Below are 16494 nucleotides of genomic sequence, written 5' to 3'. Positions count from 1 at the left end.
GGCCTGCAACGGCTGTCCCGCATGGGTGGGTTGTCGGCGCCGTCGGCACATCCCGCGCAGATGATGGTGCCAGCCCGGCGGTCGTCGCCAGAGGCTCGCTGGCGACCTTCGACATCGAGATGGGGGGAGAGCCGGCCGTTCGCGCGCTGGAGCGGCACAGGCAATTGACGTCCATGCGGCGGCTAGCATAGGCTGGCCCCTCCTGCCATTGCCTCGCGAGTCGTCAGCCATGAGCCTGGACATCAGCATTACCTTGACCGATTCAGACGTAAAGCTGTTTGTCGACAGTATCAAGGAGGCGCAGAAGAAGGCGGCCGCGCTGGATGCCGTGAGCATTGTAGGTGCCGCGCGCAATCTGCTGGAAGAAACCATCGGCAAGAATCTGCCCGACTTCGTGGCGATCCGTCTGAAACATCTGGACACCATGATCGCCCTGGTCGAGGACGCCGGCTTCGGCCTGCCTGAGGCGGATCGCGACAACGTACTGGCGGCGCTGGCCTATTTTTCCAGTCCGGACGACATCCTTCCGGACAATATCCCGGTGCTGGGCTTCCTTGACGACGCGATCATGATCGAGCTCTGCGTGCGCGAGCTGCAGCACGAGATCGAGGCCTACGAGGACTTCCGCCACTGGCGCGACAACGAGGCGACCCGACGCGGGGAGAGCCGGGCGGGCCTGATGCTGAACCGGGTCGAGTGGGCCGAGGCACGCCGCATCGAGACGATCGAGCGCATGCACCGCCGCCGCAACGAATCCTATGTCGGCGGCAACTGGTCACCGGTGCTGTTCAAGGTGCGTTGATTGCCAACGGATGCCGGTATTCCACACGGGGCGCTGCGGCGCCCTTGTCATTTCCGGCGGCGGCGCCCCATCGCCACGACATTGCCTTCGACAAGCGCAACCGGGCCGCGATGCTGGCGGTGGATCTGGTCGAGTCGTTGTTCGGCAAGTCCACGTTGATCCGTTGAGGTGCCAGCGAAACGCCGGTGTGGCCGTGCGGGCCGCACCGGCAGGTTTTACTCCTCGATGAGCTTCGCGTCCGCCGCATTCGCCATCACCGAGGCGATGCCAGCGTCGCGCGAGCGTTCGCTCTCGTACATCTCGCTGCTGCCGATGACCTGATGGTTGGCCGCCTTGAGGTTGAAGTGGAACTTGCCGTTGACCGAGGTCTTCTTCTCGTAGCGCGTCGCGTCTGGTGCGTTCTTGCGTATCGACGTGATGCCGTTGTGCGCACTGGCCTTGTCCTTGTAGCCCTCGCTCTTGAGAATGATCTCGCCGTTGGCGGCCTTCAGGTTGAAATAGGTTTCGCCGTTCTTGCCGGTAAACACAGTGAACTTGCCGCTCATCGGTGGATCTCCTTGCATAGGTCGGGGGCCTCGCGGAATCTGAACCGATAGGGCGTGATTTTTTTGGCAAGGGCGGCAACCCGTCCGGTCGAGTCGTTCCACCGGATGTCGTAGACTGGCGTTTTACTTGCGCGACGCAGCATGAACATCCGAGTCCTCACCGGTATCACCACCACCGGCACTCCGCACCTTGGCAATTACGTGGGCGCGATCCGGCCAGCGGTCGAGGCCAGCCGGCGCGACGACGTGGATGCGTTCTATTTCATGGCTGACTACCACGCGCTGATCAAGAGCGACGACGCAGCGCGGATCGAGCGTTCGCGGCTCGAGATCGCCGCGACGTGGCTGGCCGCCGGCCTGGATCCGCAGCGGGTCACCTTCTACCGCCAGTCGGACATCCCGGAAATCCCCGAGCTGACCTGGTTCCTGACCTGCATCGCCTCCAAGGGCATGCTCAACCGCGCGCACGCGTACAAGGCGGCGGTGGACAAGAACACTGCGGCGGGCGAGGACGCCGATGCCGGCATCACCGCCGGCCTGTACATGTACCCGGTGCTGATGGCGGCCGACATCCTGGCGTTCGACGCGAACCAGGTGCCGGTGGGGCGCGACCAGATCCAGCATATCGAGATGGCGCGCGACCTCGGCCAGCGCTTCAACCATCTGCACGGGCACGAGTTCTTCGTGCTGCCGGAGGCGCTGATCGAGGAGCAGGTGGCCACGCTGCCGGGCCTGGACGGGCGCAAGATGTCAAAGAGCTACGACAACACCATTCCGCTGTTCGCCGGCGGCAAGAAGCAGCTGCGCGAGGCAATCATGCGCATCGTCACCGACTCGCGCCTGCCCGGCGAGCCGAAGGATCCGGACGATTGCGCGCTGTTCACCATCTTCCGTGCATTCGCCAGCGAAGCCGAGACCGCGGCGTTCCGCCAGGCCCTGCTGGACGGCATCGGCTGGGGCGAGGCGAAGCAGGTGTTGTGCGAGCGGATCGAGGCCGACGTGGGGCCGATGCGCGAACGCTACGAGGCCTTGATGGCCGATCCGGCCGCGATCGAGACGATCCTGCGGCAGGGTGCGCAGAAGGCACGCGCGATCGCCACGCCGAAAGTGGCTGCGTTGCGCGAAGTGCTGGGTCTGCGCGCGATGACCACCGCGCCAACGGCGACTGCTCAGTCGAAGGGCGCGCCGAAGCCGGGCAAGATGCCGCGCTTCGCCAGTTTCCGCGACGCCGATGGCAGCTTTCGTTTTCGCCTGTTCTCTGCAGAAGGCGAGGAGCTGCTGCTGTCGAAGCCGTTCGCCGATCCGAAGGCGGCCGGTGCGCTGCAGAAGCAACTCAAGATATTGGGTGCGGCTGCGGCCGTATGGCAGATTCAGCCACTGAGCATGAGCCTGGAGCTGGACGGCGCGGCGGTCGCCAGTACGCCCGACTACCGTGACGGGCAGGCTCGCGACGAAGCGCTGGTGCAATTGCGCGAAGCGCTGGATCAACTGGCCGCGCAGGAATGATGCGCGGCGCCAAACTTTTCGGGTGATCGACTGATGCGATATCTCGCCATCCTGCTGCTTGCGCCGTGGCTGCTGATCCTGTGCTGGGGTTACTGGGCGTACCCGAAGAGCCTGCCGCGCACGTCCGGCCGGCGCGTCTTTGATTTCACCGCGCTGCTGCTGGCGCTGATCGCCGCGGCGCAGTGCGCAGTGCTCGGTTTCGACACGGTCGAGTTGCCCACGGTCGACGGCTTCGGTCGCGCCAGTGGTGCGATCTGGCAGCAGGTGCTGCCGGCGCTGTACGGCTACGGCGCGTTCACTGCGGTGCTGGTGCTGGCGATGCTGCTGCGGCATGCGCTGTGGGGGCGCCGGCGGCGATCCTGATCAGGCCCACGGGCGCCCCGCGCTGAACGCGGTGGCTGCCTGCCACAAGTCATGCCGTGACTTATGGCGGTCGAGGTGGCTAAACGCAAACGGCAAGCTGCGCATCTATCCGGTGTAGCGAATCCATCGCTCCCAGGGCGTAACCCCGCGCCGCATTCCCGTGGAAATTTCGACATGCGCATGGCATGCCTGCTGTTGCTTATTCTGGCCGCGCTGTCGGCACCGGCGCTGGCCGTCGAGATCGACGGCCACATCGGTGCCGACGAGTGGAAGGGCGCGCGGCACATCGCCGACTTCCGCCAGACCCAGCCGCTTACCGGCAAGCCGGGCTCGCTGCATACCGAGGCCTGGATCCTGGCCACACCCAAGGGCCTGGCCGTGGCGTTCCGTTGCGACCAGCCGGCGGGCGTGCCGCGCACGCACCAGCGCGTGCAGCGCGACTTCGAGGACCAGGTCGACCGGGTCAATGTGATGATCGACTTCAACGGCGACGGGCGCACCGGCTACGACTTCGTGGTCAGCTCGACCGGCGGCATCAACGACGCCGTGGTCACCAACGAAAACCAGTTCAACAAGGACTGGGACGGCAGCTGGCAGCATGCGGTGAGCGAGGATGCCGAAGGCTGGACCGTCGAGATCCTGATTCCGTGGTACATCGCGCCGATGCACACGGCCGTGGACGGCAAGCGCACCATTGGCATCTATCTCGACCGCGTGACCGGCTCGACCGGCGAACGCGACTCGTGGCCAGTGGCCAGCTTCACGCTGCCGCGCTTCCTGTCCACATTCAGCCGGGTCGAGGTGCCGCAGTACAGCCAGTCGCTGCTGGCGCTGACGCCGTACGTGTCTGGCCTGTACGACAACGTGCGCGGCCGCAGCCACTTCCAGCAAGGCGCCGACCTGCTGTGGAAGCCGAACGGTCAGTTCCAGCTGACCGCGGCGCTGAATCCGGATTTCGGCCAGGTCGAGAGCGACGACCTGGTGGTCAACTTCAGCGCCACCGAAACCTACGTCAGCGACAAGCGGCCGTTCTTCACCGAGAACCAGGGCATCTTCGACTTCAGCCTGCTCGACGACTACAGCCAGCTGGTCTATACGCGGCGTGTTGGCGGCCCGTCCGACGATGGTCACGGCGCGGCCGACATCAATGCGGCGGTGAAGCTCAATGGCAGCTTCGGCACCACCAGCTACGGCGTGCTGGCCGCCGACGAGGATGGCGAGGCGGGGCGCTTTTTCGGCGCCGCGCGGGTGACCCACGATTTCGGCGAGCAGAGCCTGGGCATGCTGCTGACCCGGGTCGACCGCCCGTGGCTGGATCGCGAGGCCACCGTGCTCGGCGTGGACCATCACTGGCGGCCCACGCCGCAGCTGACCATCGCCACCAACGTGGTCGGCAGCGACATCCTGCAGTCGGGCACGCACACGCGCGACAGCGGCGGCACCGTCATCGCGGATTACGAGATGGGCGACGGCTGGCGCCAGCAGTGGCTGGGCATGCATTTCGGCGACCAGTTGCAGGTCAACGACTTCGGCTACCTGGAGCGCAACAACTTCAACTACGGCCACTGGGAAGTGCGCAAGCGCAACACCACGCTGCCGGCCGACTCCGCCTACAGCTCGCACGAGTGGCGCTTCCGCATCGACGGACTGGACAACGACCACGGCCTGCGCCTGCGCCGCCAGTTCCGCGTCAGCCGCAACAGCAACCTGCGCAACGGCGCCACCGAAACGGTGCAGCTCAATGTCAACAGCGCCGGCTGGGACGACCTGCTCACCCGCGGCAACGGCGCATTGTTCCTGCCGCCGTCGGTGGACCTGGCCTACAAACGGATCAGCCCGCGCCATGGCGACTGGGCGTTCAAGCTGGATGCGGAGGTCGTGAGCGGTGGGCTCGGCGGCAACCGGCAGCTCGGCTACGACGTCAAGTTCATCCCGACCTATTTCGTCAGCGACGCGTTCAGCGTCTATGCCGGCCCGTACTACGAGCACCTGCCGGACTGGCTGGTGTGGCAGCACGACAACCTCATCGGCCGCTACGACGAGCACACGCTGCAGCTGGACGCCGGTTTCGACTGGACCATCGACAGCCGCCAGGAGTTGCGGGTGAAGCTGCAGGCGATCGGGCTGGACGCACGCGTGCGTGGCGGTTACCGCGTGCAGGCCAACGGTCGCGCCGTCGCCAGCAACGAGCCGGTCGACGACTTCAGCGTGCGCAACCTCGGCCTGCAGATCCGCTACCGCTACGAGCTGGCGCCGCTGTCGTACCTGTACGTGGTCTACGGCCGCGGCGGCTACGCGATGGATGGTTACGCGCGCCGTACCGCCGATGTCTTCGACCGCAGTTTCGCGCTGCGCGACGACGAACAGCTGCTGGTGAAGCTGAGCTACCGCTTCGACATCTGAGGCTCAGTCCCAGGTGTTCAGGTGCGGCCCGAACGCCTTGCGCTGCGGTCGCACCACGCAGAAACGATGCCCGCTGGGGGCTTCCAGCACCCACCAGCGTTCGCGCACGAACGCGATGCGGCGCGCCCCGAGCCGTTCCAGCCGATCCACCTCGGCGTCGAGGTCGTCGGTCTCGATGTCCAGGTGCACGCGGCTGGCGTGGTCCACCTTCTGCAGCAGGATGATCGGTTCGTCCGCGGCGGTCTGCAGCTCGGCGTACTTGCCGTCGCCGTCCTGGTCGACGCTGGCGATCGGCTTGCCCAGCGCCAGGCTCCAGAAGCGGGTCGCGGGGGCAAGGTCGTCGACCTGGCAGTCGATGACGAGGGTGCAGAGTCGGCTGTGATGCATGGCATGGCTCCGTCGGCTGGCCGCTACGCGTGCGGCGACGCAGTGCGAGAATAGCCGCATGGTTCCGTTCAAGTATCTCCAGGCTTACCCCGCCACGCTGCAGGACAAGGTGCGCGAACTGATCGCGCAGGAGCGCCTGGGCGAGCACCTGGCCAGGCGCTATCCGGCGCGCCACGACGTGCAGAGCGACAAGGCGCTGTACGCCTACGTGGCCGCGCTGAAGCAGCGACACATGAAGAATGCGCCCGGCATCGACAAGGTGCTGTACGACGCCAGGCTCGACGTGCTGCGCAACGCGCTCGGCCTGCACACCGCGGTCTCGCGCGTGCAGGGCGGCCGGCTCAAGGCGAAGAAGGAGATCCGCGTGGCCAGCCTGTTCAAGGCCGCCGCGCCGGAGTTCCTGCAGATGATCGTGGTGCACGAGCTGGCGCACCTGAAGGAAATCGAGCACAACAAGGCGTTCTACCAGCTGTGCCAGTACATGCTGCCGGACTACCATCAGCTGGAGTTCGATCTGCGCGTGTACCTGACCTGGCGCGAATTGCCGTCGGGCGACACCACCAACCTGCGGGAATGACGATGGACAGTGCGGCGCTACAGAAGTATCTGCTGCGGCTGTTCGAGCGCCACGACGTCGAACTGGACGTGGACGAGGACGGCTGGCTGGTCACCGACGGCGATTTTCCGGCGATCCGTGCCGCCTGGCACGAAGGCGCGGCCGGTGAGCCCGGCCGGCTCGACGTCGACGTGGTGCTGAGTGAGGAGCGCTATATTGAGGAGAGCTTCGCCGGCGTGGGCGGCGGCGACGCCGGCTGTCGCGATGCCTTGCGCGCGTTCGAACACGACGTGTTCCATCCCCTGCTGGCCGCGTGCTGGTACGTCACCGATGAGCGCCGGATGCGGATTACCGCGTGGGAGATCGGCGTGCGCACCTGGGACGTATTCATCGGCCCGTTCAGCGCACGCGGTGCGGATGCTGCGAGCATGCCGGCCGAGGCGCTGGCGTCGGTCGAGGCCGCGTTGAAACGCGAGGCGCTCAGCCCCGAGCTGCACTGGATTCGGCTGGTGCACAGTCACGCCGCAGATGGCGATTCACGCTGCGAGGCGCTGCTCGACAACGAACTGTGGACGGCTGGAACGCTGGCGTTGACTGCCGTCCCGTGGCCGCACAGCGGCGACTACAGCGCCCGTTGTTTCCTGTTGCTGGACGTGCGCGATTACTGAGGACTTCAATTCAGAACGATTCGATTCGATGACATTGAGTGAAAAATCCATGACGGAACGCAAAAAGAAAAATCTTTCAGACACGGAAGAAAGGGTGCCGAAGAGTCGCGCGAGTGCTTTCATTATCACGATTTCCGTGGTTCTGACGCTATTTACGATAGGCATGTTCTTTTTCTTCCAACAGTCCGGTTGGACCGGCGCAAGAATCGCTGGCGAGGCATTCTTTGCATTGCTTACGACGGGGATGATCGCTGGTTGCGTATCACACCGTATGTTGATGGTGATTTCGAGAATTGGAGCGGCTTTCGTCTTCCTGATTTATTTCTACTACATCATTCACGAATTCCTGTTTTCTGGCCAAGCTATGCGTATAAGCAGTTTTAGCGAGCCATCGCCTTACGCTTCACTGCTTGGATTCCTGTTTTGGGGAATTCCATGCCTTCTCTATGCGCTATGGGGTAGCCAGTGGGGCAGAGTTGGAGTTGTTCCGCCCGAGCAATGGTCGAACAGGGATATCGTAGTTGCCCGAATTTCAATTTTCGCTAGACGACTGTTTCTGATTTTGTTGCTTCTCGCTGTCCTGAGACAGCTTGCGATGTACTTCTACAGATAATTTTCTGAGCCTTGGTTTGATGCGGGAACGTAAAAAGAAACAGGACGCCCGAAGACGTCCTGCTTGTTTTACGTGTTGTCGTTCGCTCAGTTCGGTAAAGCCAGATCGTCGAGCATCGCTTTGAGGAAGCGTGCGGCTTCGCCGCCGGTGGCGGCGCGGTGGTCGAAGGTCAGGCTGATCGGCATGCGCCGGTGCACTTCGATGCCGCCGATCACGGCGACCACGTCGTGGCTGAGCTTGCCGGCGCCGACGATGGCGACGGTCGGCGGCACCACCACGGGCGTCGCGTAGCGGCCGGCGAACATGCCGAAGTTGGACAGGCTGATGGTGTAGCCGGATAGCTCGGAGGCCGGGATCGTGCGATCTTCCACCTGCGTGCGCAGACGCTTGATCGCGGCGCGCACGCCGGCCGCGTCGAGCACGTCGGCGTTGCGCAGCGCCGGCACGAACAGGCCGTCGTCGGTGTCCACCGCGATGCCGATGTCGACCTGCGGATGCAGCGTGCGGGTGAGGTTCTTGCCGTCGAACCAGGCGTTCAGCGCCGGCACTGCCTTGCAGGCAGCAACGATGGCGCGGATCAGGCGCGCAGTGATGTCCTGCTTGCCGATCCAGCCGTGCAGGTCGGCGTCGTCGACCAGCGTGGTCGGCACCACCTGGGCGTGGGCGTCGGCCATCACCCGGGCCATGTTGCGGCGCACGCCCTTCAGCTGCTCCGGCTGGCCGCTGGCGCTGACGCTTGGCGGCGCGGTGCGTACCGGCTTGCCGGCCAGCGAGACCGGACCGCGCTGTTGGTTTTGTGGGGCATGCTCCGGCTGCGGCAGTTCCGGCGCCAGGTGGCGGCCGGCCGAGGCGGGCACCGCGCGTGCCGGGGCGGCGCCGAGTGCGGCGCTGCCGTTGGCGGCGGCGTTCTTCACGTCCTGCATGGTCACCACGCCGTCGGCGCCGCTGGGGCGCACGCGGGCGAGATCGACCTTGAGCTTCTTCGCCAGCGCACGCACCGCCGGCACGGCTTTCACGCCACCGATGCTGGCGGCCTGTTCGACGTGCACGGTGTTGCCGCTGACCATCGCGCCGACCACGGTGCCTTCGTCCTCGCGATCGGCCTTGGCCGCGGCGGGTGCCGGTGCGGCTTCGGTCTTCTTCGGGCCGTGGTGATGGCCGGTGGCTTCGGCCTCGGCGCGCTGCTTGGCGTTCGGGTCGGGCTCGAAATCGGCCAGCGCGGCGCCGGTCTCGATGATGTCGCCGGGCGCACCATGCAGCTTGACGACCTTGCCGGTGTACGGCGAGGGCACGTCGACCACCGCCTTGGCGGTTTCCATCGAGCACAGCGGCGCGTCGAGCTTGATGGTGTCGCCCACCTTCACGTGCCACTCGACCACGGTCGCGTCGGGCAGGCCTTCGCCGAGGTCGGGGAGGTAGAACGTCTTGATATCAGCCATGAGCGGATTTCCAGGTATGAGTTTTCCGGTTTGCTCCCTCCCCTGCATGGCAGGGGAGGGTTGGGGTGGGGTGCTCTTCGCCTGAACTTCAGATCAAGAGCTTTACCCCCTCCCAGCCTCCCCCTGCAAGCAGGGGGAGGAGCAAGGGCGTCAGCTTGCTGCGAGGGTACGCTTGGCCGCGTCGACGACGCGTTCCACGCTCGGCAGGTATTTCATTTCCAGGCGGAACAGCGGGATGTGCGTGTCGAAGCCGGTGACGCGCTCGACCGGGGCGAGCAGGTCATACATGCATTCCTCGGCCAGGCGGGCGGCGATCTCGGCGCCGAAGCCGGCGGTCTTGGGCGCTTCGTGCACGATCACGCAGCGGCCGGTCTTCTGCACCGACTCGGCGATGGTGTCGAAGTCCAGCGGGGTCAGCGTGGCCACGTCGATCACCTCGGCGCTGATGCCTTCGGCGGCCAGTGCGTCGGCCGCTTCCAGCGCTTCCTTCACCTGCGCGCCCCAGCTCACCAGGGTTACGTCGGTGCCGTCGCGCAGCACAAAGCACACGTCCAGCGGCAAGGCCTCGCCGTCGTCCGGCACCTCTTCCTTGTACTGGCGGTAGATGCGCTTGGGTTCGAAGAACATCACCGGATCGGGATCGCGGATCGCGGCCAGCAGCAGACCGTAGGCACGTGCGGGCGACGAGGGCATCACCACGCGCAGGCCGGGGATGTTGGTGAACAGGTGCTCGTTCGCTTCCGAATGATGCTCCGGTGCGCGGATGCCGCCGCCCCACGGCGCACGCCACACGGCCGGCACGGTGAGGCGGCCGCGGGTGCGGTTGCGCATGCGCGCGGCGTGGCAGGCGATCTGCTCCATCATTGGGTAGATGAAGCCCTCGAACTGCGCCTCGGCCACCGGCTTCATGCCCTGCACGGCGAGGCCGACGGTGACGCCGGCGATGGTGGTTTCGTCCAGCGGCGTGTCGAGCACGCGCAGCTCGCCGAATTTTTCCTGCAGGCCCTGGGTGGCGCGGAACACGCCGCCGTTGACGCCGACGTCCTCGCCCAGCACCACGACGCTCGGGTCGTGCGCCATCTCGTAGGCGAGCGCCTGGGTAACCGCTTCGATGAGAGTGATCTGTGCCATGACTCAGTGGGCCTTGTTTTCGAGCGAGAGGACGTAGTCGCGCTGTTTCGCGAGATCGGCGGGGACTTCGGCGAAGATGTAGTCGAACATCGCCGAGACCGGCTGGGTCCTGGTCTCGAGATAGGCGTTCACCTCGTTGTCCATCCACTCGTCGCACTCGGCCTTCCAAGCTTCTTCCTTCGCGTCGTCCCACACCTTCTTCGCCACCAGCCAGTTGCGCAGGCGCTTCATCGGCTCCTTTTCCCAGCCGTCCTTCACTTCCTGCTCGCCGCGGTAGCGGCGTGCATCGTCGGCGGTGGTGTGGTCGCCGAGGCGGTAGGTGACCAGTTCGAGCACGCTGCCGCCCTGGCCGTTGCGCGCGCGCTCCAGCGCGTCCTCCATCGCCTTGCGCACGGCGATGATGTCGTTGCCGTCCACCTGGATCGAAAAGAGACCGGCGGCGATGCCCTTCTGCGCCAGCGTGGGCGCGCCGGACTGGATCTTGCGCGGCACCGAGATCGCCCACTGGTTGTTGACGATCACTGCCACCAGCGGCAGGTTCTGCGCGCCGGCGATGTTGATGGCGCCGTAGAAGTCGCCCTTGGACGAGCCGCCGTCGCCGATGGTGCATACCGCCACGCGCTTCTCGCCGCGGATCTTGAACGCCAGCGCCGAACCCGCCGCGTGCAGGCATTGCGTGGCGATCGGCACGCTCCAGGCGAAGTCGTGCCGCGCCGGTTCCTTCTGGTAGTCGTTGCCGCGCTCGTCGCCGCCCCAGTACATGTAGACCTCGCGCGGCTGCACCCCGCGATAGAGCTGGGCGCCGTATTCGCGGTAGCTCGGTGCATACACGTCCTCGGGACGCATCGCGCTGCCGATGCCGACGTGCGCCGCCTCGTGGCCGAGGCAGCTGGCATAGGTGCCCAGCTTGCCGGTGCGCTGCAGTGCGATCGACTTGGCGTCGAACACGCGAGTGGACAGCATCAGCTTGTACAGCTCGACCATGTGGCCGAGGTCTTTCGCGAACTCGGGCAGGTCATCACGTACCTGCTTGCCCTCGGCATCGAGGTATTGCAGGTATTCGATTTCAAACTTGGCGGCGATGGTCACGACTCGCTCCGGGGGTGAGGAAATGGGCTGGCGGTGGCGTGTTTCCGACGCACGAGACACACAAACAACCGCACAAGACCGCGCTTGATAGCAGGCAGGGATGTTGCGCTGCAAGGTACAGCGCAGCATGCGTGGACGTACGGAAGGAGGTCCGGAGCACCACCATGCTCGGCGCAAGCCAGCTGGCGCGCCCTGTCGTGGGTCAGGATGTGATCGCTGCCCAGCCGTTACCATGTGTGTTCCACGGAAACATGACGGACCGGCATGAGCGACAACCAGCGCGATCTCGAAGCGGGCATCCAGACCGACCTCAACGGACAGATCACCTACGGTGGCTATCTGCAGCTGGACACATTGCTGTCGGCGCAGCAGCCGCTGAGCAACCCGCCACACCACGACGAGATGCTATTCATCGTGCAGCACCACGTCTCCGAGTTGTGGATGAAGCTGCTGATCCACGAGCTGAAGGCGGCGGTGCTGCACCTGCAGGCCGACGACATCGATGCCTGCCTGAAGATCCTGGCGCGGGTGAAGCAGGTGCAGCGCCAGCTGTTCGAACAATGGGCGGTGCTGGAGACGCTGACGCCGGCGGAGTACCTGGAGTTTCGCGGCGTGCTGGGGCCGTCGTCCGGCTTCCAGTCGCTGCAATATCGCCAGATCGAATTCCTGCTGGGCAACAAGAACGCCGACATGCTCAAGGTGTTCGCGCACGACCCGGCCGCGCAGGGGGAATTGCGCGCGGTGCTGGAGGCGCCCAGCCTGTATGACGAGTTCCTGCGTTACCTGGCGCGGCGTGGCCACGCGGTGCCGGCCGAATTGCTCGATCGCGACTGGACGCAGGCCTACCGGCGCAACGAGGCGCTGCTGCCGGTGCTCAAGCGCATCTACGAGGATCGCGCGGAGTTCTGGCCCGAATACCACATGTGCGAACAGCTGGTGGACGTGGAGGAGAGCTTCCAGTTGTGGCGTTTCCGCCACATGAAAACGGTCGAACGGATCATCGGCCATCGCCGCGGCACCGGCGGTTCGTCCGGGGTGAGCTTCCTGAAGAAGGCTCTCGATCTGGAATTCTTCCCCGAACTGCTGGACGTGCGCACCGTGCTCGGCAGCTGAGCCGATCGCCCGCCGGTTGCGCAGCCTGGCATGAATCCCGTCATGATGTGCCCACCTGAAATCCGGGAGCACCCATGAACGAAGTCGTCCAGATCAGCGCCGCGCCCGAGTATCCGCAGACGCTGGGGCATCCGCGTCCGTTGTGGATGCTGTTCATGACCGAGTTCTGGGAACGCTTCGCGTTCTATAGCGTGAGCTGGGCGCTGGCGTTGTACATCGTGGCGCACTTCTACCACGGCGATGCCTCCGGCCAGGCGTGGGCCGCCAGCATCTTTGGTGCGTATACCGCGCTGATCTACGCCTCCAGCATCTTCGGCGGCTACGTGGCGGATCGGGTGATCGGCTACCAGCGCTCGATCCTGCTGGGCGCGCTGATGATGGCGCTGGGCCTGTTCGTGGTGATGCTGCCCAGCCGCGACGTCTTCCTGCTCGGCCTGGCGATGGTGATCGTGGGCAACGGGCTGTTCAAGCCGAACATCTCCACCATGGTCGGGCAGTTGTACGGGCGCGACGATCCGCGCCGCGATCGCGGCTTCACCCTGTTCTACATGGGCATCAACGGCGGCGCGCTGCTGGCGCCGCTGCTGACCGGCTGGATGGCCGCCCATTTCACCGACACGCCGATGCAGCAGAACTACCGCATCGTGTTCGGCGCGGCCGGCGTGGGCATGCTGCTCAGCCTGCTGTGGTTCTGGTTCGGCCGGCGCGGGCTGAAGGGTGTGGGCCGGCCGGCGCCTGAAGCGGCCGGCCGCATGCGCGTGGTGTGGGTGGTGCTGGGCATGGTCGTCGCCGTGCCGCTGGTGTACCTGTTGCTGGCCTTCGTCACCACCGGCTTGTCCTGGATGCTGGGTGCGCTGTTCGCCGCGGTGGCGGTGATGCTGCTGGTCGAGGCGGTCAGGCACGGTCGGGTGCAGGTCGACCGGGTGGTGGCGATGCTGATCATCTTCGCCTTCAACATCCTGTTCTGGATGTTCTACTTCCAGCTGGGCACCTCGTTCAATTTCCTCGCCGAGAACCTGGTTGACCGGCAGATGTTCGGCGGCTGGACCTTCCCGGTGGGCTGGTTCCAGTCGGTCAGTCCGCTGGCGATCATCGTGCTGGCGCCCGTGGTCACCGTGGTCTGGGCTTTCCTGGCGGCGCGCAGGAGCGAGCCGTCGATCCCGCGCAAGTTCGGCCTGGGCCTGATCTTCAACGGCCTCGGCTTTGCGGTGCTGATGTACGCGCTGTCGCGCCTGCTCGATGCGCACGGGCTGATTCCGTTCTGGCCGCTGGTGCTGTGCTACGTGCTGCAGACGGTGGGCGAGCTGTGCCTGTCGCCGATCGGCCTGTCGATGGTGACCAAGCTGGCGCCGCCGCGGCTGGTCGGCCTGGCGATGGGCGGCTGGTTCCTGTCGCTGGCGGTGGGCGGCAACCTGTCGGGCCTGCTGGCCGGCAGGATCAGCGGCGAAAGCGGGATGACCGCCGCCTCCGCACTGGGCGGCTTCACCTTCAGCTTCTGGCTGCTGGCCGGTGCCGGCGCGTTGTTGCTGCTGATCTCGCCCCTGATCAACCGGCTGATGCACGGCGTGCGCTGACGCCATCCGGTCTTGGCAGCGCGCGGTTTTCTCCCGGGCCGCGTGCTGCAGCGCATTTGACGGATGCGAGGCCGCCGGTTACATCTGGTCGTTCGCAATAACTTGCGAATCACCGATGAGCACAGGGGCTAGACATGAGTAACATCACACTCGCCGGCGACGCGAAGCCGGTACCCGACTATCCGCAAATGCTGGGGCATCCGCGTCCGCTGTGGATGCTGTTCATGTCGGAGTTCTGGGAGCGCTTCGCGTTCTACGGCATGCGCTGGGCGCTCACGCTGTACATCGTGGCGCAGTTCTTCAACGGCGACGAAGCCGGCCAGGCGTCGGCCAGCCGCACCTATGGCGCCTACCTGGCGCTGGTCTATGCCACCGCGGTGTTCGGCGGCTACGTGGCGGACAAGATCATCGGCTACCAGCGCTCGATCCTGCTGGGCGCGGTGGTGATGGCCGCGGGCCTGTTCATGGTGATGGTGCCGCAGCACGAGATCTTCATGCTGGGCCTGGCCACCGTCATCGTGGGCAATGGCCTGTTCAAGCCGAACATCTCCTCGATGGTGGGCCAGCTGTACGCCACCGGCGATTCGCGCCGCGACCGCGGCTTCACCCTGTTCTACATGGGCATCAACGCGGGTGCGCTGATCGCGCCGATCCTGACCAGCTACCTGGCCGAACGCGTCTTCGGCACGCCGCAGCACGACAACTTCCACGTGGTCTTCGCCGCGTCGGGCGTGGGCATGCTGATCAGCCTGGTGTGGTTCTGGTTCGGTCGTCGCCAGCTCGGTCCGGTCGGCAAGCCGGCGCCGGAAATCGCCAGCCCGATGCGCGTGGTGTACGTGGCCATCGGCGTGCTGGTGGCGATCCCGCTGGTCTACCTGCTGATGGACCGGGCCGGTGCGGTGGCAATCCAGTGGTTGTTGACCGCGCTGTTCATCGGCGTGGGCGCGATGCTGGTGGTAGAGGCGATCCGCACCGGCGCCGTGCAGATCCAGCGGGTGATCGCGATGCTGATCATCTTCACCTTCAACGTGCTGTTCTGGATGTTCTTCGAGCAGGCCGGCAGCTCGTTCAACTTCCTGGCCCAGCACATCGTGGATCGCAACCTGGCGGGCTGGGAATTCCCGGTCGGCTGGTTCCAGTCGGTGAACCCGGTGGCGATCGTGCTGCTGGCGCCGCTGGTGGCGATGACATGGGGCTGGCTGGACAAGCGCCGCATCGAACCGTCGATCCCGCGCAAGTTCGGGCTGGGCCTGATCGGCAACGCGCTGGGCTTCGCGGTGCTGATGTATGCGCTGTCGAGCCTGGTGGGCGGCGACGGCATGATCCCGTTGTGGACCCTGGTGCTGTGCTACGTGCTGCAGACCGCCGGCGAGCTGTGCCTGTCGCCGATCGGCCTGTCGATGGTGACCAAGCTGGCGCCGGTGCGGCTGGTGGGGCTGGGCATGGGCGGCTGGTTCCTGTCCACCGCGATCGGCAACAACCTGGCGGGGCTATTCGCCGGCCACGTCAGCGGCGAGACCGGCATGACCGTGGACTCGGCGTTGTCCGGCTACACCATGGGCTTCTGGATCCTGCTCGGCGGCGGCGTCGTGCTGTTTCTGATCGCACCGCTGATCAACCGGCTGATGCACGGGGTGCGTTGAGCCGCGTGGAAACGGAACCCGTCCGCCGCCAGCGCGGCCGGGTTGCATGAGACGGCAGCCTGCCTTTACCCGGGTTTCACGCTTTCTCTACCAGTATCTTCAGAGAGGCGTCGTCGCCCGGGCTGGTTGCTGCCAGCGACGAGTCGTCATCGATCAGCTTGATTGCCGCGTGGGCAGACGCTTCTGGCGCAACCCGCCGGGCCACTTCATCGCGGCGGGAGGGTCGCCGGTGTTGATCAAGAGCTCGAAGCAGATCTCACGCTGGCGTAGCCCCAAACGGTTTCCGGTGTCGCGCAACTCGGGCGCATCCCCTGCCTCGCGCATCGAAGCGGGCGTGACCTGGCCCGAACCTGCGGGCGCCACCCGGGTGCGGCACCTGCAGGTGTACCGCTACGACCCCGAGTCGGGACGCAATCCACGCATCGACACCTATGCCATCGACCGCGACAAGTGCGGGCCGATGCTGCTGGACGCGCTGATCAAGATCAAGTCGGCTTGCGCGTGATCGTGGAGGACTACGTGCATGCCGACCGCATGAAATTTTCGGCCCTGGTTGCGCTCGATCTGGCCTGTCTGGCGCTGATGGCCATCGGCGTGTTCACCAGCTTGTACCTGGCGTTTCGATAAGCATTCACGTGTCGCGGCGGTTCGCCGAGAGACGG

The 16494-nt window shown here is 65.6% G+C and carries 18 protein-coding genes; 13 read left to right on the top strand and 5 right to left on the bottom strand.

The features are described 5' to 3' along the window. The first annotated feature begins 229 nt into the window (after positions 1-229). Together QQA13_RS13665 and QQA13_RS13660 are read left to right on the top strand one after the other, a co-directional pair. Positions 230-802, top strand: a complete 573-nt coding sequence (locus QQA13_RS13665; RefSeq protein ID WP_108470379.1) for a YkvA family protein — start codon at positions 230-232, stop codon at positions 800-802. 44 nt (positions 803-846) lie between these two features. Then, positions 847-969 carry a hypothetical protein gene (locus QQA13_RS13660; RefSeq protein ID WP_267895672.1) on the top strand — a complete coding sequence of 41 codons (123 nt, stop codon included), beginning with the start codon at positions 847-849 and terminating at the stop codon, positions 967-969. 48 nt (positions 970-1017) lie between these two features. On the opposite strand, the gene QQA13_RS13655 is transcribed toward QQA13_RS13660, so the two are convergent. Continuing rightward, positions 1018-1347 carry a YegP family protein gene (locus tag QQA13_RS13655; RefSeq protein ID WP_108470380.1) on the bottom strand — a complete coding sequence of 110 codons (330 nt, stop codon included), beginning with the start codon at positions 1345-1347 and terminating at the stop codon, positions 1018-1020. Positions 1348-1488: 141 nt separating this feature from the next. On the opposite strand from QQA13_RS13655, the gene QQA13_RS13650 reads away from it, so the two are divergent. From QQA13_RS13650 to QQA13_RS13640, 3 genes are all read left to right on the top strand, one after another. Beyond that, entirely contained in the window at positions 1489-2853 is a 1365-nt protein-coding gene (locus tag QQA13_RS13650) for a tryptophan--tRNA ligase (RefSeq protein WP_108470381.1), read from the top strand. Positions 2854-2886: 33 nt separating this feature from the next. Continuing rightward, positions 2887-3216 carry a hypothetical protein gene (locus QQA13_RS13645; RefSeq protein WP_108470382.1) on the top strand — a complete coding sequence of 110 codons (330 nt, stop codon included), beginning with the start codon at positions 2887-2889 and terminating at the stop codon, positions 3214-3216. A gap of 174 nt (positions 3217-3390) precedes the next feature. After that, positions 3391-5619, top strand: a complete 2229-nt coding sequence (locus QQA13_RS13640; protein WP_108470383.1) for a DUF5916 domain-containing protein — start codon at positions 3391-3393, stop codon at positions 5617-5619. 3 nt (positions 5620-5622) lie between these two features. Here the strand turns inward: QQA13_RS13640 and QQA13_RS13635 are convergent, their stop codons facing one another. After that, positions 5623-6006 carry a VOC family protein gene (locus tag QQA13_RS13635; RefSeq protein ID WP_108470384.1) on the bottom strand — a complete coding sequence of 128 codons (384 nt, stop codon included), beginning with the start codon at positions 6004-6006 and terminating at the stop codon, positions 5623-5625. A gap of 58 nt (positions 6007-6064) precedes the next feature. On the opposite strand from QQA13_RS13635, the gene QQA13_RS13630 reads away from it, so the two are divergent. Genes QQA13_RS13630 through QQA13_RS13620 form a run of 3 tightly spaced genes read left to right on the top strand, consistent with a single transcriptional unit; the run spans position 6065 to position 7843 of the window. Further along, complete coding sequence (locus tag QQA13_RS13630; protein WP_108470511.1) at positions 6065-6583, top strand: M48 metallopeptidase family protein; 519 nt, start codon at positions 6065-6067, stop codon at positions 6581-6583. 2 nt (positions 6584-6585) lie between these two features. Next, on the top strand, positions 6586-7230 hold the full coding sequence (locus QQA13_RS13625; RefSeq protein ID WP_108470385.1) for a DUF6348 family protein: 645 nt from the start codon (positions 6586-6588) through the stop codon (positions 7228-7230). A gap of 28 nt (positions 7231-7258) precedes the next feature. Continuing rightward, positions 7259-7843 carry a hypothetical protein gene (locus tag QQA13_RS13620; protein WP_159082144.1) on the top strand — a complete coding sequence of 195 codons (585 nt, stop codon included), beginning with the start codon at positions 7259-7261 and terminating at the stop codon, positions 7841-7843. An 86-nt stretch (positions 7844-7929) separates the two neighbouring features. Here the strand turns inward: QQA13_RS13620 and QQA13_RS13615 are convergent, their stop codons facing one another. The 3 genes from QQA13_RS13615 to pdhA form a co-directional block, all read right to left on the bottom strand. Further along, the gene (locus QQA13_RS13615; RefSeq protein ID WP_108470387.1) at positions 7930-9282 is read right to left on the bottom strand and encodes a dihydrolipoamide acetyltransferase family protein; all 1353 of its coding nucleotides are present in this window, start codon (positions 9280-9282) and stop codon (positions 7930-7932) included. Between the two features lie 150 nt (positions 9283-9432). Beyond that, entirely contained in the window at positions 9433-10413 is a 981-nt protein-coding gene (locus tag QQA13_RS13610; RefSeq protein ID WP_108470388.1) for an alpha-ketoacid dehydrogenase subunit beta, read from the bottom strand. Between the two features lie 3 nt (positions 10414-10416). Continuing rightward, complete coding sequence (gene pdhA, locus QQA13_RS13605; RefSeq protein WP_108470389.1) at positions 10417-11502, bottom strand: pyruvate dehydrogenase (acetyl-transferring) E1 component subunit alpha; 1086 nt, start codon at positions 11500-11502, stop codon at positions 10417-10419. Between the two features lie 264 nt (positions 11503-11766). On the opposite strand from pdhA, the gene QQA13_RS13600 reads away from it, so the two are divergent. From QQA13_RS13600 to QQA13_RS13580, 5 genes are all read left to right on the top strand, one after another. Continuing rightward, positions 11767-12615, top strand: a complete 849-nt coding sequence (locus QQA13_RS13600) for a tryptophan 2,3-dioxygenase (protein WP_108470390.1) — start codon at positions 11767-11769, stop codon at positions 12613-12615. A gap of 74 nt (positions 12616-12689) precedes the next feature. Further along, the gene (locus tag QQA13_RS13595; RefSeq protein WP_108470391.1) at positions 12690-14189 is read left to right on the top strand and encodes a peptide MFS transporter; all 1500 of its coding nucleotides are present in this window, start codon (positions 12690-12692) and stop codon (positions 14187-14189) included. 134 nt (positions 14190-14323) lie between these two features. Continuing rightward, positions 14324-15832, top strand: a complete 1509-nt coding sequence (locus tag QQA13_RS13590) for a peptide MFS transporter (RefSeq protein ID WP_108470392.1) — start codon at positions 14324-14326, stop codon at positions 15830-15832. Between the two features lie 169 nt (positions 15833-16001). Beyond that, positions 16002-16337 carry a hypothetical protein gene (locus QQA13_RS16195; protein WP_199909791.1) on the top strand — a complete coding sequence of 112 codons (336 nt, stop codon included), beginning with the start codon at positions 16002-16004 and terminating at the stop codon, positions 16335-16337. Then, on the top strand, positions 16328-16459 hold the full coding sequence (locus tag QQA13_RS13580) for a hypothetical protein (protein ID WP_267895670.1): 132 nt from the start codon (positions 16328-16330) through the stop codon (positions 16457-16459). The genes QQA13_RS16195 and QQA13_RS13580 overlap by 10 nt, the downstream gene beginning before the upstream one ends. The last annotated feature ends 35 nt before the right edge of the window (positions 16460-16494 follow it).

Source organism: Rhodanobacter thiooxydans (assembly GCF_030291135.1).
Taxonomy (GTDB): domain Bacteria; phylum Pseudomonadota; class Gammaproteobacteria; order Xanthomonadales; family Rhodanobacteraceae; genus Rhodanobacter; species Rhodanobacter thiooxydans_A.
Note: the sequence above shows the minus strand (reverse complement) of the source record. Positions and strands in the feature narration are given on the sequence as shown.